Source organism: Pseudomonas sediminis, from assembly GCF_002741105.1.
GTDB classification, from domain to species: domain Bacteria; phylum Pseudomonadota; class Gammaproteobacteria; order Pseudomonadales; family Pseudomonadaceae; genus Aquipseudomonas; species Aquipseudomonas sediminis.
In genome coordinates, this window is the sequence record NZ_NIQU01000004.1 from 507,877 (window position 1) to 528,384 (window position 20,508).

The 20,508-nt window shown below is 64.2% G+C and carries 19 protein-coding genes and 1 pseudogene; 10 read left to right on the forward strand and 10 right to left on the reverse strand.

What is annotated here, in order from left to right:
• Positions 1-6: 6 nt before the first annotated feature.
• Together CDO35_RS12980 and CDO35_RS12985 are read left to right on the forward strand one after the other, a co-directional pair.
• Positions 7-984 (forward strand): CobW family GTP-binding protein, encoded by a 978-nt coding sequence (locus CDO35_RS12980; RefSeq protein ID WP_099525136.1) that lies wholly within the window; start codon positions 7-9, stop codon positions 982-984.
• Between the two features lie 37 nt (positions 985-1,021).
• On the forward strand, positions 1,022-1,900 hold the full coding sequence (locus tag CDO35_RS12985; RefSeq protein WP_099525137.1) for an alpha/beta fold hydrolase: 879 nt from the start codon (positions 1,022-1,024) through the stop codon (positions 1,898-1,900).
• A 12-nt stretch (positions 1,901-1,912) separates the two neighbouring features.
• Here the strand turns inward: CDO35_RS12985 and CDO35_RS12990 are convergent, their stop codons facing one another.
• Positions 1,913-2,308 (reverse strand): DUF3301 domain-containing protein, encoded by a 396-nt coding sequence (locus CDO35_RS12990; RefSeq protein ID WP_099525138.1) that lies wholly within the window; start codon positions 2,306-2,308, stop codon positions 1,913-1,915.
• A gap of 122 nt (positions 2,309-2,430) precedes the next feature.
• On the opposite strand from CDO35_RS12990, the gene CDO35_RS12995 reads away from it, so the two are divergent.
• Positions 2,431-2,964, forward strand: coding sequence for a TFIIB-type zinc ribbon-containing protein (locus CDO35_RS12995; protein WP_099525139.1), 534 nt, complete (start codon positions 2,431-2,433; stop codon positions 2,962-2,964).
• A gap of 36 nt (positions 2,965-3,000) precedes the next feature.
• Here CDO35_RS12995 and CDO35_RS13000 read toward each other — a convergent pair whose 3' ends face one another.
• Complete coding sequence (locus CDO35_RS13000) at positions 3,001-3,495, reverse strand: acyl-CoA thioesterase (RefSeq protein WP_092378887.1); 495 nt, start codon at positions 3,493-3,495, stop codon at positions 3,001-3,003.
• An 88-nt stretch (positions 3,496-3,583) separates the two neighbouring features.
• Here CDO35_RS13000 and CDO35_RS13005 point away from each other — a divergent pair, with 88 nt between their 5' ends.
• Complete coding sequence (locus CDO35_RS13005; protein WP_099525140.1) at positions 3,584-4,291, forward strand: tetratricopeptide repeat protein; 708 nt, start codon at positions 3,584-3,586, stop codon at positions 4,289-4,291.
• The gene (locus tag CDO35_RS13010) at positions 4,288-5,550 is read left to right on the forward strand and encodes a hypothetical protein (RefSeq protein WP_099525141.1); all 1,263 of its coding nucleotides are present in this window, start codon (positions 4,288-4,290) and stop codon (positions 5,548-5,550) included. Before CDO35_RS13005 ends, CDO35_RS13010 begins: the two co-directional genes overlap by 4 nt.
• Positions 5,551-5,597: 47 nt before the next feature.
• Here the strand turns inward: CDO35_RS13010 and CDO35_RS13015 are convergent, their stop codons facing one another.
• Positions 5,598-6,965, reverse strand: a complete 1,368-nt coding sequence (locus CDO35_RS13015; protein ID WP_099525142.1) for a glutamine synthetase family protein — start codon at positions 6,963-6,965, stop codon at positions 5,598-5,600.
• Positions 6,966-7,056: 91 nt separating this feature from the next.
• Positions 7,057-8,451, reverse strand: coding sequence for an aspartate aminotransferase family protein (locus CDO35_RS13020; protein WP_099525143.1), 1,395 nt, complete (start codon positions 8,449-8,451; stop codon positions 7,057-7,059).
• A gap of 247 nt (positions 8,452-8,698) precedes the next feature.
• On the opposite strand from CDO35_RS13020, the gene CDO35_RS13025 reads away from it, so the two are divergent.
• A complete protein-coding gene (locus CDO35_RS13025) occupies positions 8,699-9,352 on the forward strand; it encodes a GntR family transcriptional regulator (protein WP_099525144.1) in 654 nt (217 codons plus the stop codon).
• Positions 9,353-9,505: 153 nt separating this feature from the next.
• On the opposite strand, the gene CDO35_RS13030 is transcribed toward CDO35_RS13025, so the two are convergent.
• Positions 9,506-9,913 (reverse strand): SMI1/KNR4 family protein, encoded by a 408-nt coding sequence (locus tag CDO35_RS13030; RefSeq protein ID WP_037005543.1) that lies wholly within the window; start codon positions 9,911-9,913, stop codon positions 9,506-9,508.
• A 112-nt stretch (positions 9,914-10,025) separates the two neighbouring features.
• Here CDO35_RS13030 and CDO35_RS13035 point away from each other — a divergent pair, with 112 nt between their 5' ends.
• The 4 genes and pseudogenes from CDO35_RS13035 (at position 10,026) to CDO35_RS13050 (ending at position 14,023) form a co-directional block, all read left to right on the forward strand.
• A complete protein-coding gene (locus tag CDO35_RS13035) occupies positions 10,026-11,777 on the forward strand; it encodes a hypothetical protein (RefSeq protein WP_243699079.1) in 1,752 nt (583 codons plus the stop codon).
• Between the two features lies 1 nt (position 11,778).
• Positions 11,779-12,228: a hypothetical protein gene (locus CDO35_RS13040; RefSeq protein WP_099525146.1), complete on the forward strand. Its 450-nt coding sequence runs from the start codon at positions 11,779-11,781 to the stop codon at positions 12,226-12,228.
• Complete coding sequence (locus tag CDO35_RS13045) at positions 12,222-13,538, forward strand: hypothetical protein (protein ID WP_099525147.1); 1,317 nt, start codon at positions 12,222-12,224, stop codon at positions 13,536-13,538. Before CDO35_RS13040 ends, CDO35_RS13045 begins: the two co-directional genes overlap by 7 nt.
• Before the next feature lie 17 nt (positions 13,539-13,555).
• A pseudogene (locus tag CDO35_RS13050) lies at positions 13,556-14,023 on the forward strand (GNAT family N-acetyltransferase).
• A 121-nt stretch (positions 14,024-14,144) separates the two neighbouring features.
• Here CDO35_RS13050 and CDO35_RS13055 read toward each other — a convergent pair.
• The 5 genes from CDO35_RS13055 to uvrD all read right to left on the reverse strand — a co-directional run bounded on the left by CDO35_RS13055 (position 14,145) and on the right by uvrD (position 20,273).
• Positions 14,145-14,999, reverse strand: a complete 855-nt coding sequence (locus tag CDO35_RS13055; RefSeq protein WP_074855775.1) for a Tim44 domain-containing protein — start codon at positions 14,997-14,999, stop codon at positions 14,145-14,147.
• Positions 15,000-15,155: 156 nt separating this feature from the next.
• On the reverse strand, positions 15,156-15,737 hold the full coding sequence (locus CDO35_RS13060; protein ID WP_099525148.1) for a TetR/AcrR family transcriptional regulator: 582 nt from the start codon (positions 15,735-15,737) through the stop codon (positions 15,156-15,158).
• 102 nt (positions 15,738-15,839) lie between these two features.
• Positions 15,840-16,922 carry a TRAP transporter substrate-binding protein gene (locus CDO35_RS13065; protein ID WP_099525149.1) on the reverse strand — a complete coding sequence of 361 codons (1,083 nt, stop codon included), beginning with the start codon at positions 16,920-16,922 and terminating at the stop codon, positions 15,840-15,842.
• 49 nt (positions 16,923-16,971) lie between these two features.
• Positions 16,972-18,066: a TRAP transporter substrate-binding protein gene (locus CDO35_RS13070; protein ID WP_099525150.1), complete on the reverse strand. Its 1,095-nt coding sequence runs from the start codon at positions 18,064-18,066 to the stop codon at positions 16,972-16,974.
• A 23-nt stretch (positions 18,067-18,089) separates the two neighbouring features.
• Complete coding sequence (gene uvrD / locus CDO35_RS13075) at positions 18,090-20,273, reverse strand: DNA helicase II (protein WP_099525151.1); 2,184 nt, start codon at positions 20,271-20,273, stop codon at positions 18,090-18,092.
• Positions 20,274-20,508 lie beyond the last annotated feature (235 nt).

Sequence of the window (20,508 nt, forward strand, 5' to 3'; positions counted from 1 at the left end):
AAATTCATGCTCAGTCAAATCCCCACCCACCTCATCGCCGGCCCGCTCGGCGCCGGCAAGACCACGCTGATCCGTCATCTGCTGGCGCAAAAACCAGCGGGCGAGCGCTGGGCGGTGCTGATCAACGAATTCGGCCAGATCGGTCTGGACGCCGCCTTGCTCGAGCAAGGCGACGACGGTATCGCCATGGCCGAAGTGGCCGGCGGCTGCCTGTGCTGCGTCAACGGTGCGCCGTTTCAGGTGGGTCTTGGCCGCCTGCTGCGCAAGGCCAGGCCTGATCGCCTGCTGATCGAGCCATCCGGCTTGGGGCATCCGGCGCAGTTGCTGGCGCAGTTGCGTCAGCCGCCCTGGCTAGGCGTGCTGGCCGTGCAACCGGCACTGATGGTGCTGGATGCTGCCGCACTGGCTAGCGGTCAGCCGCTGCCGGACGTACAGCGTCAGGCGCTGGGTGAGGCGGGTCTGCTGTTGTTGAACAAGAGCGAGTCTCTGGACGAGGCGAGCCGGGCGCGAATCGCCGCGAGCCTGCCGCCCGTGCCGATGTACTGGACCGCGCAGGGCCGGCTAGACCTGGCCTTGCTGCCGGGCCTGGCGGCGCAGGCTTCGCCCGTCAAGGCGAGTGCCGAGTTACCCACAGCTGCACCCGGCCTGGCGCAGATCTGGCGCAATGCCGCCGAGCCGATCTGCCTGGTGCAGGACCAGCCCGAAGGCTGGAGCATTGGCTGGCGCTGGCACCCGAGCCAGTGCTTCGACCTTGAGCAGGTCAGTCGCTGGCTGCAGAACCTTGGTTGGCGCAGGGCCAAGGCCGTGCTGCACAGCGATGAAGGCTGGCAGTCGCTGAATGCCTTGCAGGGGCAGGCGCTACAGGCCTGGCCCCCCAGCGAATGGCGCAAGGACTCACGGCTGGAGTTGATCTTCGATCAGGCGCAGGACGCCGAAACGCTAAGCGCCTCGTTCGCTGCGTGCCGAATCCCAGCTGTGGGCTGATAAACTCGCCGCGCTCTCGTCGCTGTGGATAACCTTCATGCAACTGCTGCCCTGGTCTCACGACACCTCTGCCGGCTTCACCCTGCGCGGCTGGCACACGCCGCCGTCGGGCAAGCCGTTGCTGCATTTCCTGCACGGCAATGGCTATTGCGGGCGCGTCTATACGCCGATGCTGGCCGCGTTGGCCGAGGACTTCGACCTCTGGCTGTGCGATGTACAGGGCCATGGCGACAGTGATCATGGCGGGCGCTTCCATGGCTGGAACCGCAGCGCCGAGCTGGCGGTGGAGGCGTTCGAGGCGTTGAGCGGGCCGTTCGGCGATGTGCCGCGCTTCGCCCTCGGGCACAGCTTCGGCGGCGTGCTTACCAGCCTGATTCTGGCGCGCCATCCCGAGCTGTTCCAGCGTGCGGTGTTGCTCGACCCGGTGCTGTTCAGCCCGGCGATGATCGGGGTGATGGCATTGTCCGACGTGGTCGGCCTGGCGCAGCGCACCGGCATGGCGAAGAAGGCGCACAAGCGCCGCCGGCAATGGACTGACCGCGCCAGTGCGCACGCCGCGCTACATGGCCGTGGCATGTTCCGTGGTTGGGACGAGGCAGCGTTCGACGCCTACATCGAGCATGCGCTGAAGGATGTCGAGGGCGGCGTCGAGCTCAAGTGCCGGCCAAGCCGTGAGGCAGATATCTTCGGCTCCTTCCCGCGGCGCTTGTGGCCATCGCTGGCCAAGGTGACGACGCCGACCGAGGTGATTCACGGTGTGCACACCTATCCCTTCGTTGCCAAGTCCGTGGCGCGCTGGTGCGCGGGCAACGCCCATGTGCGCAGTCAGGTGGTGCCAGGTGGGCACTGTTTCATGCAGGAGCAGCCGGCGGACAGCGCCGAGCGCGTGGCTGCTTTCCTGCTGCAGCGCGGCTGAATCGGGCAGGCGCTATTGCGCCTTGCGCCGCCAGTCTTCCAGGCGAATGACGTTGCCTGGTTGTTGCACTGCAACCGGTTCGGGCTGCGGTTCCAATATCGGGTGGGGCTGCAGTTCTATGCGGCCGAGGTGTGGGCCGAACATGCTGATATGTCCGCGCAGTCGTTGCTCGCCGGTGACGGTGAACTCGAAGTCATAGAGTCGCGCCAGGCGACGATGGCCTTTGGCATCACGCTGGATGGCCAGACGACGCAATGCCACGGCGCCATCGAGCAGCTCCACGTCGAGCTTGGCGCAGTGCTGCTTGGCGAAGGCCAGCGCACGCTCGCGAATACCGTGGCCGCGCCATAGCCAGGCGCAGGCAGCGGCGAACAGCATCAGCAGGAACACATCGAACAGGTTGATCATGGCGACTCCAGCTTCGGGAGACAGAGCTTAGCTTATCTGCCAGGTGCTTCTCAGCACAGTGGCTTGCCCATGCGTCGGCTCTGCATTAGCGTTCGCTCTCTTCAGATGAAAAGGACGTCACCATGCATTGCCCCGCCTGCCGTACGACTCGCCTGCAACCGGCAAAACTCGAAGATGGCCTGCTCGGCCATGGCTGCGCACAGTGCCAAGGCACGCTGGTCAGCCTGCTGCACTACCGCGACTGGGCCGAGCGTCAACCAGCACAAGAGACACCAAGCGAACTGGCCGCCGAGGCCGAAGTGGGTGAAACCAGCCATGCCCTGAGTTGCCCCAAGTGCGCCAAGCTGATGAGCAAGTTTCAGATCAGCGGCACTCGTGCCAATCGTCTCGACCTGTGCGGCACGTGCGATGAAGCCTGGCTGGACAGCGGCGAATGGCAACTGCTCAAGGCCCTGGAGCTGAGCCAGCGCATGCCGGCGATTTTCACCGACGCCTGGCAGCGCCAGGTACGGCAGGAGGCCAGCGAACAGGCCCGGCGCGAGCGCTTTAGCCGCATCGCCGGCGAAGAGGCCATCGCCCGCGCCGACGAAATTCGTAGCTGGCTCAAGGATCACCCGCAGCGCCGCGAGCTGTTGTTCTATATCGGTCACGACTGAGGCGCGAGGCGCCATCGGCGGCGGGTTGCACCTGTCCTACGCTTCGGCGTTCTTCTCTTCGCTCAACGCCTGATAGCGCTGTTGCAACTCCTCGCGAATCTGCCGGCGCTGTTTGGCCTGGCGCTGGCGGCGCAGGCCGTCGGCGGTGTCCGGTTGCAGTTCGGGAATCGGCGCCGGGCGGCCATTGGCATCGACCGCGACCATGGTGAAGAAGCAGCTGTTGGTGTGGCGCACCGAGCGCTCGCGGATGTTCTCGGTGATGACCTTGATGCCGATTTCCATCGACGTGCGGCCTGTGTGGTTGACCGAGGCGAGGAAAGTGACCAGTTCACCGACGTGCACCGGTTCACGGAACATCACCTGATCCACCGATAGGGTCACCACGTAGCAGCCGGCGTAGCGGCTGGCACAGGCGTAGGCGACTTCGTCGAGGTACTTGAGCAGCGTACCGCCGTGGACATTTCCGGAGAAATTGGCCATATCCGGTGTCATCAGTACGGTCATCGTCAGTTGCGCGGTTCCGGCTTCCATCGTCGCTCCGAGTACGTGTGGGGCTTATGAGAGTAAGGCCTGCTGGTGCTATGCAAGATACACACTCACTATTGCAAGGATGCCATCCATGCTGATTCGCTCGAAATTTCTGCTCCTGGCCCTGCTAGGGCTCGCCGGTGCCGTGCAGGCGACCGAAGAATGCGCCACAGCGGTGCAGTGCAACCAGGTCGGCAGCGCGGCCTATCAGGACGGCCGCTTCAAGCAAGCCATCGAAGCGTTCGAACGTCAGTTACGACGCGTCGAGGATGGCGATACGGCACAGTTGGAGTTGGCACTGAACAATCTCATCCTAACTAACCTGCGCTCCGGCCAGACCGGCATGGCGCGCGCCTGGTTAGGCGTGGCGCTGGACAACAACCTCAGCGGCTCCTCGACTCGCCTGCACCTGACCAAGGTAGCCGATGCGCTGGATTACCAGACCCTCGCTGCCAGCCCGACCGGACGCTACCTGCGTTACGGCGGCCAGGCAGTATGGAGCGAACTGCTGATCAGCGAGGACAGCAATGGCGGTTATCTCGCCAGTTTCTCGCCCGTGCGCGCCGGTGCTCGGGTCGAGGAGTACGGCCCGGCTGCGATTGGCGAGCTGGATGGCAAGTTGGTCGGCGACGAGGTGCAGATGCGCCTGCAGGACGCCGGCCTGGGCAACGATTGCGCAGTGCAACTGCTGCGTGAAGGCATCGAGCTGCGCGTGCAGGAGGTATTCGCCGAGGGCTGCCAGGATTACGGCGGCATGGGCATCAGCGTCGGTGGTCGTTACATCAAGGTCAGCCCATGAGGCCTGGGCAGGTTGCTGTCCTGATCATGTGCTTGTCGGCGCTGCTCCTCGTGGGCGGCTACGCCTGGCTGCGTGACGAGCCGCCTGGCGCCCAGGTGCAGGACTGGCAGCAGCAGGTGCAGGCGGCAACGGGCGAAAGCCGCGCGTACCTTTTCCTCAACGGAATCGATGCCCCTTTCGATGAGCAGCCCGCGGCACTGGGTGAGGCCCGTCTGCAACACTACGAGCGCTGGCACGCCGGGCGCGGTGTGACCGATAGCGATTATTCGGGGCCGAGCGTTGCCAGCCTGCCGTTTCCAGAAGGGCGACTGTTCTGCCGAATCGAGGCGCCCGGCTGCTTCGACAGCCTGCTGGAACAGGCCGACCTGGGGAGCCGTATCGCCCCGGATTGGTTCGCTCTGCAGCGGCGCTACTGGGATTTTCTCAACATGGATGACTACCGCACGCTGACTTCGGTGAGCCTCGCCGAGCCGCTACCGCGCCTGACTTATGTCTACGCGGGCCAGCGGGTGCATGATCTGCTCATGTTGCAAATGGCCCGCGATGGCCAGGGCGATGTGGCGCAAGGAGGGTTGCGCGAGGAGCTCAGGCTACTGCGCCAGCAACTGGTGCGCGCGGACAACCTGGTGCTGAAGATGCTGCTGGGGCGGCTGATCAGCGACAACCTGGAGTGGCAGGTTCGTCTCTATCGCCGTGGGTTGATCCCGCGCCCGTCGGTTCCGGAGCCCTTCAGCGCGGCCGAGCGCTCGCTGCTCAAGCCCATGCAGCGCGAGTTCTACGGTATCGCGCAGATGTATGCGCAGCTGCCGGATAGCGTCTCCGGCCGGGAATCCCTTGGGCTGCTGCTGTTTTTCCGACCGCAGATGACCATCAATGCCAGCCTGACGCCATATGTGCGAGCCGTGGAATTGTCGCAGCTGGAGCCGCATGCGTTCGCCGCCGCGCTGCAGGAGCCGGCTCCCGGACCGGCCTCGGTTGGCGGCATACGCAACCGGGCTGGCAACATCCTGCTGGCTATCGCCGGCCCGAACATGCGCCTGTATGCCGGGCGCTTGCATGACCTGGAGGCCAAGCGCCGCTTGTTGGCCGTGGCGGTGAGCCTGCCTCCGGGGCCTTTCGATGACGAGCAGCTGGCCAACATGCCGGATGCCCGCAACCCATACCATCCGACACAGCTGGCCGAGCCCGATGGACGCGGCCAGCTGTGTTTCGACGGCCCGCACGAGGCGGGATTCAATGGGCGCTGCATGCCGCTGTAGATAAGGATATGCGGCAGGGCTCGCCGCCAACTTATCGTCCGCGACGATCAGGCGTGAGTCAGGTACCAGCGCCAGTCCTGCTCGCCCACCTCTCCCATGAACTGTCGGTACTCGGCCCATTTGATCGCCAGGAACACCTTGAGGAAATCCTCGCCGAGCGCTTCGCGTGCCCAGCTTGAATCCTCAAGATTGCGCAGTGCAGTGAGCCAGTCGGTGGGTAGGGTTTCGCGGGCCTGTTCGTAGCCGTTGCCGACGATGGCCACCCCGGGGTCGATCTGCTCGCGGATGCCCTTGTGAATGCCGGCGAGGATCGCCGCCGCAGCCAGGTACGGGTTGGCGTCGGCGCCGCAGATGCGGTGCTCGACATGGCGACTATTGGCCGGCCCGCCGGGAACGCGGAATGACACGGTGCGGTTGTTCACCCCCCAGCTCTTGGCCAGCGGCGCGTAGCTGTTGGCCTGGAAGCGACGGAAGGAGTTGGCGTTGGGGCAGAAGATCGCCAGGGCATCGTTGAGCGTGGCCATCATGCCGCCGATGGCGTGGCGCAACAGTGGAGTGCCGTGGGGATCTTCGCTGGCCATCAGGTTGTTGCCCTCGGCATCGGCCAGCGACACGTGCATATGTAGGCCGCTGCCAGCCAGGTCGCCGAACGGCTTGGCCATGAAGCAGGCCTGCAAGCCGTGTTTGTTGGCCACGCCCTTGACCAGGCGCTTGTAGCGTACGCCTTCGTCTACCGCCTGCAGTGCATCGAAACGGTGCTCCAGGGTCAGCTCTAGCTGGCCGGGGGCGTATTCGGAGATCGCCGTGCGCACGGGCAAACCCTGGACTTCGCAGGCGGCGTAGAGGTCGTCGAGGAAGGGCTGCATCTGCTCCAGCTCATACACGCCGTAGACCTGCGGCGCCTGCGGGCGTACGCCATTCATCTGCACGGCGGGCTGCGGGCGACCATTGGCGTCGCGCTGCTTGTCCAGCAGGTAGAACTCCAGCTCCACCGCCATCACCGGGTGATAGCCGTCGGCCTTGAGCGCCTCGATGGCGCGCACCAGCACATGGCGCGGGTCGCCCGGCGTGGCCGGCAGACCCTGGGTCGGGTGCATGCTCACCTGTAGCTGGCCGGTAGGCACCGCGCGCCAGGGTTGCAGGGTCAGGCTGCCAGGCAGCGGGTAGGTCCAGCAGTCGGCGTCGGCCACTTCCCAGACCAGGCCGCTTTCCTCGACGTCCTCGCCCTGGATGGTCAGCGACAGGATCGAGCTGGGCAGCGGTCGGCCGTTTTCGTAGATGGCCAGCAGCTCGTCGCGATGCAGCAGCTTGCCGCGCGGGATGCCGTTGGCGTCGATCAGCATCAGCTCGATGCTGCGGACCTCGGGGTGGGCGGCGAGAAAGTCGCGGGCTTCCTGCGGGTTGGCGAATTGCATGGTGATTCTCGTAGAAGGTTGTGGGGCGCAGCTCATCTTGTGGGAGGGGCTTCAGCCGCGATTGTCGCCGCTGAAGCGCCTCCCACAGGGATCACTCGCGGGCGCCGGGTATGGCCAGCAGCTCGGTGAGGGCTTGATCGAGCATGGTGATCAGCTTGTCCACATCCTGCGCTGTGGTGCTCGGGCAGCACAGGGTCATGTTGTGGAATGGCGTGATCAGGATGCCGCGGTTGATCAGGTACAGGTGCAGGGCCATTTGCAGCTCGTCATGGAACGCCGCTTCGGCCTCGGCGCCGGTGCGTGGCGGCGTGGCGCAGAACTGGAATTCGCAACGCGCGCCCAGCTCGGTCACCGACCACTTGAGGCCGTGCTTGTCGATCAGCTGACGGAAGCCCTCTGCCAGACGCGCCGCCAGCGGCAGCATGTGGTCGTAGGCCGTCTGAGTCATCACCTGTTCCAGGTTTGCGCGCATGCAGTGCATGGCCAGGGCGTTGGCCGACAGGGTGGTGCCCATGCCGCTGTGGCCGTGACCGTGGCTTGCCTCGCTGGCGCGCTGACGCGCCTGGGTCATGGCGCCTGCCATCTCTGCGCTGCAACCGAAGATGCCGCAAGGCACGCCCCCGGCGATCGGCTTGCCGACCACGAAGAAGTCCGGGTCCAGGCCCCACAGGCGTGTGCAGCCACCGATATCGGTGGAGATGGTGTGGGTTTCGTCGATGATCAGCAAGCTGCCGTACTTACGCGTCAACTCGCGGCATTTCTGCATGAAGCCTGGATCGGGCAGGACCATGCCGATGTTGGTCATCGCCGGTTCGCAGAGCAGGGCGCAGACGTCACCCTGAGCCAACGCCGCCTCCAGCGCTGCGACATCGTTGAAGGGAATGGCGCGGCTGTGCTCGGTCAGGTCATAGGCCTGGCCGACCAGACCGGAGCGGTGCACGGTCTTGCCGTCGCGCTCGCGCACCATCACGTCGTCGACAGTGCCGTGGTAGCAGCCGTCGAACACCAGCAGGGTTTTGCGCCCGGTGATGGCGCGCGCCCAGCGCAGCACGTAGCGGTTGGAGTCGGTGGCGGTGGCGGTCACCTGCCAGTAGGGCAGGCCGAAACGCTGGGCCAGCAGCTCTCCGCAGACCACGGCGTCCTCGCCCGGCAACATGGTAGTCAGGCCGTTATTCGCTTGTTCGGCGAGGGCGCGGGCCACCGGATCGGGCGAGTGGCCGAACATGGTGCCGGTGTCACCCAGGCAGAAGTCGATGTACTCGTGACCGTCCACATCGAAGAAACGTGCGCCCTTGGCTCGCTCGACGAACAGCGGTACCGGCGTCGACCAGTCGGCCATCCAGTGCATCGGCACGCCGCCGTACAGCGAGTGGCGGGCGCGCTCGGCCAGGGCCACGGACTTCGGATTGCGGGACAGGAACCGCTCGCGCTCGGTTGCGACGAAACGGTCAACGGCGACTTGTCTGATGCCACTGGCGGTGGTCATGGGGCATACCTCGATTGAATGCTGTCGGCATGATATTTTGTGATCACAAAATAGTAAATGGTTAGATATTATCCGGTTAAATAGGCTTTAAATTGGTATTTGTGATCACGAAAAAATACAAGCTCAGCCGTTTTTCACACAAAATCAATTCCTGGCGTAGACTCGCCGCATCTTCAATCGGAGCCTCCCATGCGTGACTGTAGCCTGACCCTTGCCCAACTGCCGGCGCCACCGATAGAGGTGGAGCATGGCTGACAATCTGCAGGAACAGCTGTATCAAAACATCCGCTCAGGCCTGCTGGTCGGACGTTTCCAACCTGGGGAGCGATTGAAGATCCGCGACTTGGCCACCGAATGGGGTACCAGCCCGATGCCGGTTCGTGCGGCCCTGCAGCGGCTGGTGGCCGAGGGCGCGCTGGAGGGCGAGCAGCAGCGCTCGGTGCGCGTCCCGTCGATGACCCGCGAGCGCTACGAAAACATCTTTCAGGTGCGCCTGGCGCTGGAAGGCCTGGCAGTGGAGCTGGCCACGCCGCGCCTGGACAGCCGCGACCTGGCCTTGCTGCGTGACTGCGTGCAGCGCATGGACGCCGCCATCGAGCAGCGCCAGGTGCAGGACTACCTCAACGCCAACAGCCAGTTTCACCTGCACCTGTACGGCGCGTGTGGCAACCCCGTTTTGCTGCGTTCGATCGAGTCGCTATGGCTGCAGATCGGCCCCTTCTTCAACCGCCTGTTCACCGGCGCCGACCTGTCGCTGCGGCTCAATGACTTTCATGAAGACGCCTTTGCCGCTATCGAAGCCGGCGACGCCAAGGGCGCGCGTCAGGCCATGGAACAGGATCTGCTTTACTTCGCGCGTTTTCTGCTCAACCTGCTGGCGTTGGAGCAGGGCGAGGTGTGAGGGCGCTGCTCGCGTAACTCGCTTGATGAGGCTCGCGGTTGAAGCCCCTCCCACGGGGCTGAGTCGCGGCTACACATCGTGGGAGGCGCTTCAGCGGCGACGGCGTTCGAGAAGCCGATAGTCCGTAGGGCGCACCCTAGGGCGAAGGCTTGATCAGCTTTCCAGCCAGACGTCACGGCACCAGTGCCAGACCGAGTCCCAGCTTTCGTCGGTCAGCTCGCCTTCGTCGCCATCCCACAGCCAGACCTGGCCTTCCACGTCCACCGCGTAGTAGTCGCGGCCGTCCTGGCACAGTGGCACCAGATCGCGCGGCAGGCCGAGATCCCAGGCCACCGAGGCGACTTCCGGCAGGTAGGTGTGCGATTGCGGATCACTGGCGGTCACCGGCTCCAGGCGGCCGTAAACCACATCACTGACCTTGAGCAGGTATTCGCGCAGCTCGAAGGGCAAGTGGATGAGGATCTGCTCCTGAATCTCCACCAGGGTCTCTTCTTCCGGCAGCTCCAGCGGTACCGGTACCGGCTCGTTGAGTTCGCGCAACTGTTCGATGACTTCTTCCACGATAGGGCTCTCCTGATGAAGGGGCAGCTTTATACCCTAGCAGCGGGATTCGGGATATTGCTGAAGCGATCCACAAATAATCGCTTCAGTTGACCGCGCGGGCAATTTCAGCTTGAGCCGACTGGTCTATATCGGCAACATCGACGCCCCGCGAAAAGCCTGGAAGCGTCGCCACATGCAGGATGCATCTTCAACCCCAACCCCAACCCCAACCCCAACCGCGCCGCTCCGCGACCACATCGTTGCGCGTCTGCAAAAGGAGCTGCGCACCCGGCGTTTCGTCGTCGTCAGCCTGATCACCCTCAGCTGGCTGGTCGCGCTGCTGATCGTGGCGTCCCGTGAGGGCCACGGCCTGTTCGACAGCACTCATGCGGTCGTGTACGAGCCCTTCCAACTGCCCGATCTGGGTGCGGGCAAACCGCTTCAGCCTGCTGCATTGGCCGGCACGCTCAATCTTGATGCAGGCTTCGGTAGTTTCTATAGCAACTCCGCCCGACGCGACTGGTTCGAGCTGTTGTTGGCCGCGCGCGGCAGCAACGCGTTGATGCCGGAAAGCATCCTGTCTATCGACAATCTCCGACTGTTCGCCGCGGACGGCACACAGCTATGTGCCCCCAAGTTGCGTCTGGATGCACCGCAGCGGCCAGTGTCGGTCGGCATCGATGCCGACCTGGCGCTGTCGCAGGAGCTCTCCGAATACCCGACGCGCGCCATGCCGGCGCACCGCTTCGAGCTGTTCTGGACGCCGGCATACAGCCCGGCTTGCGCCTACCGGGAGCCAGCCTGGGTGCTGGCTGATGTGCTGCGCAATGTCCCGGTTGCGCAAGAGGAGCTGCTTTGGCTGGCACTTTCCGACGAGCAGAGCGTCATTCGCGTCGGCGATAGCCGTATCACCGCCCGACCGGGCGCCTTGCCAGGCGAGTGGTGGGTCGAGGTTGTCAACCGGGGCGATCAAACCCTGCATTTCAAGCCGGATGACTACCCGGCGCATCAGGCCTGGCATAGCGTGCGCTACGCCCATTCGCCGGGCTATGACAGCGCCTGGGATCGTCAGATGCGGGGCAAGGATTTTCTCGTTGCCGACATGTACCAGTTGCGCTTCGGGGACACGCCGCCGGCGCGCCTGCCGATCAGGCTGTGGAGAGGCAAGGAGGAGCATCTGACGGACGTGCGCTTCTCCACGGACGACCAGCAGCGTAGCGTTCCTTCGCTACCCTCGACCTGGCACTTGCCGCTGGCGCATACCGGCCTCGACATGCCCACGCAACTGCCGATGCAGGCGCAGGGTCGCGAATATCACGAGGTATTTCTGCCCATCTCCCTGAGCGCCGTCTGTCAGTTACGCGTGGTCAGTCCGCAGCAGCCGCTGTTGAGCTGGCGAGCCGTGCAGAGATTGCCTGCTGGCGACTACCGGCGTTATTCGGCGTTGCCAGCAGAGCAGCTCGATAAGGTGCGCTGGGAGCTACAGGGCAGTGATGGTGAGCTGCGCTTCTTGCATGATGTTGAGGTCGAGAGCGAGCTGTCCTGCCCGACCGGCCTGGCCTGGCAGGCGCTGCCCTATAAGACCAGCGAAACGCCCTGGCTGGTTGCCGCTGGCGCTTTGCCGAGTGCGTTGGTGCAGCCCGAGCAGCCGGCGCGCGAATTTTTCGGTCGTTTGCGCTTTCTCGATGCCAATGGTCAAGCGCTGATGCCGGTTGCCCGTTCTGCCGACCTTGATGAGCCGAGCGTCGAGAATTTCCTGTTCCCCGGTGGCCTGTTCAAGTTTCACGGTGAGGTCAGGCGCATTGAGCAGTTGACCACCCTCGGTGCCACGCCGCGCACGGTGCGCTGGACGTATCGCTTCATGCAGCTGGAGGGCAACTGATATGCGTGTGCTTACCCTGGTCCTGATGCTGCTGGCTACTTCCGCAGCCGCCTTCGAGCGCGTGCCTCAGCGCTTGCTGAACGAGCTTGCGCCACCTGCGCTGGATGGCGACGGCTGTGCGCGCAGCGCTAATGAGATTCACAAGGAGATCGTCGACGGCAAGCTGGTCGGCTGCGGTGCGCAAGCCAACGGCCAACGTAGCGGCTACTGGGTCGAGGAAACGAACGGCGGCTTTGTCGTGCATGGCTGGTATCGCGACGGTGAAAGGATGGGAACCTGGCTGGCCCTGACAACTGCCGGCAACCTGGTTGGCGTCTGGCGGCGCGACGCTGCGGGCGCCGCGTATGGCGTTTCCTACGGGCTGGAAAAGGATGGCCGGCTGGCCTGGAAGCAGATTCATATACATGGCCGGCGGGTGTTCAATTGCGAAGGGTGGGAGTGGCCATGTTAGAGATGATGGCGTCGCCCGATTGGGTCCGCTGGGTAAGCCTGGCACTGGTGGTGCTGAGCGCGGCGGTGCTGGTGCCGGGCACCATCCGAGGCTGGGGGGCGACTGCGCTGGCGTTCGGGTTGTTGTGCGCGGTCTTGGCGGTGCTCGCCAGCAGCCACTATCTGCTGTTCATATGGGCGTCGGAAAGTTCTCTGGCGTTGCCTGGGCTGCTGCTGGGGTTGCCGTTGATCTACCTGGGTAGCGTCGCTCTGCTGACTCGTCGGCAACCCCGGCGGCCGCTGGGCGCCGTACTCGTCCTGACGAGCGGTTTACTCCTGCTGCTGGCGGTCGACAGCCAGCAGCTCTGGCCGGCGACCTTCTATCGGCTGCAGGGTGCGCTGATGGGCTACCCGGATCTGGTGCTGCATAGCGACGAAGACCTTGGCCAGTACCTGCCGCCAGCGGGGACGAGGCTGATTTTCAAACTAGCGGACCAGACGCTCTCCTGTGGCTTGCTGAACAACCCTGAGCCGTCGCACGCCTCACTGTCCTACCGCGTTGATTGTCGGAGCTACTACTGGGGGCCGGCAATGCTCGCACCCGAGCATGCCGCCCTCGTCGATCTGTCACCGTTGTATGGGCTGGCTGCACTCTGGAAGGAGGAGTCGCCTGGCAAATTCTCCACCTTCTTGGGGCAGGAGGTGTTCCCCACGGCAATGACCGAATTCGACCTGCTGTGCCCTGCTGATGGTGATTGCCAGGCCGGCAAGCAGGCCATCATGCAGTTGCTGGGATATGAGCGCTGGGCCGACTTTCGGGATGCGCTCGATGCCCAACCCGAGCAGTTGTTGAGGGCTTATAAAACCGTTCGCTATACGGCAAGCGATGAGGCGATCGGCGTGCTCGCCGGGGATGTGCGCGTTCAGCTGGAGGCGCGCGTGGCCGCTATCGTCGCGGTCTATGCCGAGGCGCAGGCGCATAGCCTGACCTTGACTGACCTGGCGCCCAGTTATTCGGGCCAGTCGACTTCCTATTGGCCTATCGAAAACAGTGCCGCGGCCTGGAACGGCCTTGTGCGGAGCTTGCGCCAGCTCCCGGTTTCGGTGCCGGAAATCGGTACGCTGAGCAAGTTGCAGAATGCCGTGCTGATCGCGGCCGAGCGGCAGGAAGGCGGGGTGCGGCTGGTCTACCATACGGCGGTCGGTCGTCATGCTGCCAGCACCTTGGCGATCTTCCTGGTTCCGTTGCTCTGGCTGGTACTGATACTAGGCGTCATGCTCTGGCGTTGCCTGCGCGGCCGGACGCGACCAGACGGTGAACATGCGCACTAGGTTTTATGGAGAGCAAGATGACCATCAGCTGGATCAGCAAGCACCATAGTGAACTCGACGTTCATGAGTTGTACGCCATCCTCGCCCTGCGCACCCAGGTGTTCGTGGTCGAGCAGAACTGCCCCTATCTGGAAACCGATGGCCAGGACCTGGTCGGTGACACCTGCCACCTGCTGGCGCGTGATGAATCTGGGCTGGTGGGCTATCTGCGCTTGCTCGATCCGCAGCGCATGGACGGCGAGGTGGTGATCGGTCGGGTGGTGATCGCCGAGCGGGCGCGCGGCAGCGGGCTGGGCCACCGGCTGATGGAGCGGGCGCTGGTCGAGTGAAGTCAGCGTTGGTCGGGGGTGCCGGTTTATCTATCGGCGCAGGCGCACCTGCAGGGCTACTACGGGCGTTATGGCTTCGAGGCGGTGACCGAGGTGTATCTGGAGGACGACATCCCGCATATCGGCATGCGTCGGGCTGCTAAGGATCTGTCGTGATGGGGACGGGACGTCGCCGCTAAAGCGCCTCCCTCGTCGTAGGAGCGGCTTCAGCCGCGATAACCGGCAAATGCCGCAATAAAAAACCCGGGCAAGCCCGGGTTTTTCTGCGTCGTCGCGATCAGTTCTGGCGAATGCCAGCGATCAGCCAGGGCTGGTTGTCGCCCTGGGCGCGCTCCAGGCGCCAGCTTTCGCTGAACGGCTCGCCCTGGTCGAAGCGCGAGGTCTTCGACACACCGCTGAAGGTCAGGGTGGCGATGGTCTTCTCGGCGTTGTCGTCGACACCATCGAGTTGCACGTCGAGGTTATCGACGTAGGTGGACTGGAAGCCGTCACCCAGCTCGGCGCGCTCGCGCTTGAGAAAGTCCAGCAGTTGCGGAGTGACGAACTCGGCGATCTTGTCCATCTCGTCGGCGTCCCAGTGCTGCTGCAGGTTCATGAAGTGCTCGCGACCGGCGGCGATGAAGCTCTGCTCGTTGAACCAGGCCGGTGCGTTGATCACCGGAGCGGCCGAGGCCAGACGACCACCGAAGATATTGCTGCCAGCGGCCGGGGCGTTGTCGGCGTTCGGCATTTCACGCTGGTACGGCGCACCGGCAGCGGCCATTTGCGGCTGTTGGCGAGCGCGACGGGCAGCGAGGAAGCGGAACAGCAGGAAGGCGATCAGGCCGAAGATCAGCATGTCCATGATCTGCAGGCCTTCGAAACCGTCACCCATGAACATCGAGGCCAGCAGGCCACCCGCGGCCAGACCGGCCAGCGGGCCGAGCCAGCGCGAAGCACCGCTGGCGGCAGCGGCAGGCTGTTGACGACCGGGTGCCTGGGCAGCCGATTGCGCCGGCGGCGTGGCCTGACGGGTCTGGTGGCTGGGCGCGGAGCCGAAGGATTTGCCACCGCCAAAGCGCTTTGCGTGGGCTTCGAAACTGAAGGTCAGTGCCAGGCACAGAACCATGGCGATACTGAGGAAACGCTGCATCACGGTTTTCTCTCTTGTGGAAAAGCTTGGTCGGCATCTTGCCCGTCATGGGGGGGCATGACCAGTGACAGAATGTTTCTGGCTTTTGCCTGCATTAGATGGCGCCGTGCGTGCTCGGTTTGGTACCGAAGCGGCCCCTGGTGCGCATGGCGCACCCTACTGGCGTTGTAGCAGCAGGGGTAGCGGGCCGCAGCGTAGTTGACCACGCAGAAAGGCGCGGAAGGTGGCTGCGTCCTCTTCGGGATGACGCAGCCAATGCACGAAGCTACGCAGGTAGGCGCTGGTGAGCAGGGTTTCTTCGGCGATACGGCGCAGGTGCAGGCTTTGCCGTCCGGCTGCTTCGCGCCACCACTGCACGGTGCGGCTGACGCGCATCAGGCCGAGCACCTGCAGGTGGATATGACCGGGCTCGAGCTTGTACAGCAGCATCTGCCCGGTGACGGCCCGATGTGCGGCGAGGCTGTCGAGCCAGGCCAGCAGGCAACTTTCCAGGCGCTGTTCGGCGTTCAGACCCTGCAGGCCGGGATTTTTAGCGTGACCGAGCATGGCCAGGTCGGCGCGGTCGAACCAGGCTTCCACCAGGTCGTCCTTGTCGCGGTAATGGCGGGCGATATCGTCCAGGCCGATGTCGAGTGCGGCGGCGACGTCGAACAGGTGCAGGCGCTCCCAGCCGCAGACATCGGCCAGTTGCAGAGCGTTATCAAGAATGTGGGCAGGGTCGGTCGGCTTTTTCTTCATCCCTGAAGTATGGCCGCCAGGGCTTGAGGTGGCGCCTGGAACGACAAACGGAGCCGTTGACGGCTGGTGCGCCACGCGCACCGCCGTCGCCAATCGCCAGGCTCAGCGCCAGTCGTACAGCTCTTTTTCCGACAGCGCATGCATCGAGGTGGCCAGTGCCTGGAAGGTCTGCATCGAGGCCCAGATACGACCATTGAGTTCGCTCTGCGCCGCCAGGTCGCCGAGCACCTGTTCGGTCTCGCGCTGCATGGCCTGCAGTACCTCGTCGGGGAAGCGCTTGAGCAGCGTGCCGCTCTTCTTCAGTTCATCCAGCGCCAGGGCGTTGTGGTAGACGTAGTCGTCCATCATGTCCTGGGTCGCCGCACGCGCCGCTTCGGTGACGATGGCCTGCAGATCGGCGGGCAGGGCGTCGAAGGCTTTCTGGTTGATCAGCAGCTCGAGCACAGACTGCGGTTCTTGCCAGCCCGGGTAGTAATAGTACTTGGCGGCTTTGTGCAGGCCGAAGGCCAGGTCGTTGTAAGGGCTGACCCAGTCGGTGGCGTCGATGGCGCCGCTTTGCAGCGAGGTGAAGATTTCGCCGCCCGGCATCACCACGGTGGTCGCACCCAGGCGGCTCCAGACTTCGCCGCCTAGGCCTGGCATACGAATTTTCAGGCCCCTGATATCAGCCAGGCTGTTGATTTCCTTGTTGAACCAGCCGCCCATCTGCATGGTGCTGTTGCCCGCCGTCAGCGGCTTGAGGCCGAACGGTGAATAGGCTTCGTCCCACAGCGCCTGACCACCGCCCTTGTTCAACCAGGCGTTCATTTCCAGGGTGGACAGCCCGAAAGGCACCGCACCGAAGAACTGTGCCGCCGGCACCTTGCCCTTCCAGTAGTAGGGTGTGCCGTGGCCGAGCTCGGCCGTGCCGCGGGAGACAGCGTCGAACACTTCCAGCGCCGGCACCAGCTCGCCAGCGGCGTAGACCTTGATGGTCAGGCGCCCGGCACTCATGGCGTTGACGCGTTCGGCCAGGCGTTCGGCAGCGGTGCCGGTGCCGGGCGCGTTCTTCGGCCAGGTGGTGACCATCTTCCAGTGGAAGGTCTGAGCGGGGGCGGCGGCCTGGTTGGCCGGCGTGGAGTCTTCCTTGCAGCCGATCAGGCTGAAGGCGAGCAGGGGCAGTAGAAGCAGCGAACGAAGGTGCATGGGCGCAATCCCTAAGAAAAACGGGGCTTTTCAGCCCCGTTCAGTTGGCTCAACGCCAGTTGTACAGCTCTTTCTCGGTCAGTGCCTGCATGGCGCTGGCCTCTTCGAGGAAGGCCTTCTGCGAGGCCCAGATGCGGCCGTTGAGATCGTTCTCGGCAGCCAGGGACTCGAGCACCACGTCGGATTGCTCGCGCATGGCTTGCAGCACCTCGTCCGGCAGGCGCTTGAACTGCACGCCTTCGCTCTTCAGGCTCTGCAGTGCCTTGGCGTTGTTGAACACGTAGTCGTCCATCATGTCCAGGGTCGCGGCACGCGCGGCTTCGACGACGATGGCCTGGAGGTCTGCCGGCAGCGCGTCGAAGGCCTTCTGGTTGACCATGGATTCGACCACGGCCTGCGGCTCCTGCCAGCCCGGGAAGTAGTAGTACTTGGCCGCCTTGTGCAGGCCGAAGGCCAGGTCGTTGTAAGGGCCGACCCAGTCGGTGGCATCGATGGCACCGGTCTGCAGGGAGGTGAAAATCTCACCGCCAGGCAGGTTGACGGTGATCGCGCCGAGCTTGCTCCAGACTTCGCCGCCGAGGCCCGGCATACGGATCTTCAGGCCCTTGATGTCATTCAGGCTGTTGATTTCCTTGTTGAACCAGCCGCCCATCTGCATGGTGGTGTTGCCCGCAGACAGCGGCTTCACACCGTAGGGTGCGTAGGTTTCGTCCCACAGCGCCTGGCCACCGCCGTGGCTGAGCCAGGCGTTCATCTCCAGGGTGGAGAGACCGAACGGCACGCTGCTGAAGAACTGCGCGGCCGGGACCTTGCCTTTCCAGTAGTACGGGGTGCCATGGCCCATCTCGGCGGTGCCGCGGGAAACGGCGTCGAACACCTCCAGCGCGGGCACCAGCTCACCAGCGGCGTAGACCTTGACGGTCAGGCGCCCGGCGCTCATGGCGTTGATGCGCTCGGCCAGACGCTCGGCTGCGGTGCCCAGGCCAGGGAAGTTCTTCGGCCAGGACGTGACCATCTTCCAGTGGATGATTTCTGCCGGCTTGGCAGCGGCTTGCTCGCTGGCAGCCTTGTCTTCTTTGCAGCCAACCAGGCCGATTGCGGCGATCAGCGCCAGAGCGGTGCCGAACAGATTGCGGCGATTCATCGATTATCTCCAGGTACGGTGTACTAACAGGCTTCGAGCTTGGCGTACGCCAGCATCAGCCACTTACTGCCTTCGTTTTCGAAATTCACTTGGACCCGCGCCTGGGCGCCAGCACCCTCGAAATTGAGGATGGTGCCCTCGCCGAACAGGCTGTGGTGTACGCGTTGGCCCAGACTGAAGGGCGTTTGCGGTACGGCGCTGCCGGCGAACAGACTGCCGCCACCCATCGAGCTGGTGCTCACCGGGCGGCTGACGCTGTTGCTCAGGCGCACTTCCTGAATCAGCGGTGCGGGGATTTCGCGGACGAAGCGCGACACCTTGTTATAGGTCTCGCTACCGTAGAGACGCCGTGTTTCGGCGTAGCTGATCACCAGCTTCTGCATGGCACGGGTAATGCCGACATAGGCCAGGCGGCGTTCTTCTTCCAATCGGCCCGGTTCTTCCAGGCTCATCTTGTGCGGGAACAGACCCTCTTCCATGCCCACCAGGAACACCAGGGGGAATTCCAGGCCCTTGGCGCTGTGCAGGGTCATCAGTTGAATGCTGTCTTCGTTTTCGGCGGCCTGGGTGTCCCCGGCCTCCAGCGAGGCGTGGGTGAGGAAGGCCTGCAGCGGCGTCAGCTCGTCGTCTTCATCGTTCTCGAAGGCGCGTGCGGCGCTGACCAGTTCCTCCAGGTTTTCTACCCGAGCCTGGCCCTTCTCGCCCTTTTCCGCTTCGTGATAGGCGAGCAGGCCGCTGCGTTCGACGACCACCTGAGTCATCTGGTGCAGGGGCATGGCCAGCACCTTCTCGGCCAGGCCGTCGATCAACTCGATGAAGCTGGCCAACGCTCCGGAGGCGCGGCCCGGCAGGGCCTTGACCGCCAGCATCAGGCGGATCGCCTCCCACATGTGCACGTCATGGGCGCGGGCGTACTCGCGGATGGTTTCGATGGTCTTCTCGCCGATGCCGCGAGCCGGCACGTTGATGATGCGCTCCAGCGCCGCATCGTTACCTCGCCCGTCGAGCAGGCGCAGATAGGCCATGGCGTTCTTGATTTCGGCACGCTCGAAGAAGCGCTGACCACCGTAGATGCGGTAGGGGATCTTCTCGCGCAGCAGCGCCTCTTCCAGCACGCGCGACTGGGCGTTGGAGCGATAGAGAATGGCGATCTCGCTGCGCTTGAGGCCGTCCTTGCGCAGGGCGTCCTCGATGGTCTCGACCACGTAGCGCGCTTCGTCGTGCTCGTTGAAGGCTGCATACAGGGCCAGCGGCTCGCCATCGCCAACGTCGGTGCGCAACTCCTTGCCGAGGCGGCCCTGGTTGTTGGCGATCAGCGCGTTGGCGGCATTGAGGATATTGGCGGTGGAGCGGTAGTTCTGCTCCAGGCGAATGATCTCGGCATCGGCGAAATCGCTGTCGAACTGCTGGATATTCTCGATTTTCGCGCCACGCCAGCCATAGATCGACTGATCGTCATCGCCCACCACCATCAGGCTTTCGCCGCCCTTGGCGAGAAAACGCAGCCAGGCGTACTGCACGGCGTTGGTGTCCTGGAACTCGTCGACCAGGATATGGCGGAAGCGACGCTGGTAATGCTCCAGCAGGCCAGCGTTGTCGCGCCAGAGGTCGAGGGCGCGCAGTAACAGTTCGGCGAAGTCGATAACGCCGGTACGCGCGCAGGCCGCCTCGTAGGCTTCATAGATGCTGCGCATGGTGGCCAGGAACAGGTCGCCGCTGGCCTGGATACCTTGCGGGCGGATGCCCTCGTCCTTTTGCCCGTTGATGAACCACTGCGCCTGCTTGGCCGGCCAGCGTTGTTCGTCCAGGCCCAGTTCACGGATCACCCGCTTGATCAGGCGCTGCTGATCGTCGGAGTCGAGAATCTGGAAGTTCTCGGCCAGGCCCGCCTCTTTCCAGTGTGCACGCAGCAGGCGGTGGGCCAGACCATGGAAGGTGCCGACCCACATGCCAGCAGGGGCATGGCCCAGCACATCTTCGATGCGGTGACGCATCTCGGCGGCGGCCTTGTTGGTAAAGGTCACCGACAGGATGCTGTGTGCCGAGACATCCAGGCGCTGGATCAGGAAGGCGATGCGATGCACCAGCACGCGGGTCTTGCCCGAGCCGGCACCGGCCAGCACCAGCTGATGGCCAGGCGGCGTGGTGACCGCATGGTGCTGGGCGGGATTGAGGGTCGTGAGTCTGTGGTCGAGGTCATTTTGCATCGCGGCATTCTAGGGGGCCGGACAGGGTAGGGCAAACCGTCAGCCAGGCGCGGTGAAACGAGCCGGACGCAACCGACGACTGGTGGGTCAGGGCGCAGATGTGCATGGATAGAAGGCCAAAGGCCATCATGGGGCGTCAGCGCCCGCTAAAAGTTGGGCGTCAAGCTGTGAAAGGGGCCACATCGTTGTTGGGCACAGCGTCTGTCTCGGGTATTCTCCCGCGACGTCAGGGTTG

Bases quoted from the DNA above. Each gene is read 5' to 3' on its own strand.
- CDO35_RS13005 (WP_099525140.1), top strand. From the start codon at position 3,584: ATGCTGATTCGCTCGAAATTTCTGCTCCTGGCCCTGCTAGGGCTCGCC.
- CDO35_RS13040 (WP_099525146.1), top strand. From the start codon at position 11,779: ATGCGTGTGCTTACCCTGGTCCTGATGCTGCTGGCTACTTCCGCAGCC.
- CDO35_RS12995 (WP_099525139.1), top strand. From the start codon at position 2,431: ATGCATTGCCCCGCCTGCCGTACGACTCGCCTGCAACCGGCAAAACTC.
- CDO35_RS12990 (WP_099525138.1), bottom strand. From the start codon at position 2,308: ATGATCAACCTGTTCGATGTGTTCCTGCTGATGCTGTTCGCCGCTGCC.
- CDO35_RS13055 (WP_074855775.1), bottom strand. From the start codon at position 14,999: ATGCAGCGTTTCCTCAGTATCGCCATGGTTCTGTGCCTGGCACTGACC.
- uvrD (WP_099525151.1), bottom strand. From the start codon at position 20,273: ATGCAAAATGACCTCGACCACAGACTCACGACCCTCAATCCCGCCCAG.
- CDO35_RS13015 (WP_099525142.1), bottom strand. From the start codon at position 6,965: ATGCAATTCGCCAACCCGCAGGAAGCCCGCGACTTTCTCGCCGCCCAC.
- CDO35_RS13045 (WP_099525147.1), top strand. From the start codon at position 12,222: ATGTTAGAGATGATGGCGTCGCCCGATTGGGTCCGCTGGGTAAGCCTG.
- CDO35_RS13025 (WP_099525144.1), top strand. From the start codon at position 8,699: ATGGCTGACAATCTGCAGGAACAGCTGTATCAAAACATCCGCTCAGGC.
- CDO35_RS13070 (WP_099525150.1), bottom strand. From the start codon at position 18,066: ATGAATCGCCGCAATCTGTTCGGCACCGCTCTGGCGCTGATCGCCGCA.
- CDO35_RS13000 (WP_092378887.1), bottom strand. From the start codon at position 3,495: ATGGAAGCCGGAACCGCGCAACTGACGATGACCGTACTGATGACACCG.
- CDO35_RS13060 (WP_099525148.1), bottom strand. From the start codon at position 15,737: ATGAAGAAAAAGCCGACCGACCCTGCCCACATTCTTGATAACGCTCTG.
- CDO35_RS13020 (WP_099525143.1), bottom strand. From the start codon at position 8,451: ATGACCACCGCCAGTGGCATCAGACAAGTCGCCGTTGACCGTTTCGTC.
- CDO35_RS13010 (WP_099525141.1), top strand. From the start codon at position 4,288: ATGAGGCCTGGGCAGGTTGCTGTCCTGATCATGTGCTTGTCGGCGCTG.
- CDO35_RS12980 (WP_099525136.1), top strand. From the start codon at position 7: ATGCTCAGTCAAATCCCCACCCACCTCATCGCCGGCCCGCTCGGCGCC.
- CDO35_RS12985 (WP_099525137.1), top strand. From the start codon at position 1,022: ATGCAACTGCTGCCCTGGTCTCACGACACCTCTGCCGGCTTCACCCTG.
- CDO35_RS13065 (WP_099525149.1), bottom strand. From the start codon at position 16,922: ATGCACCTTCGTTCGCTGCTTCTACTGCCCCTGCTCGCCTTCAGCCTG.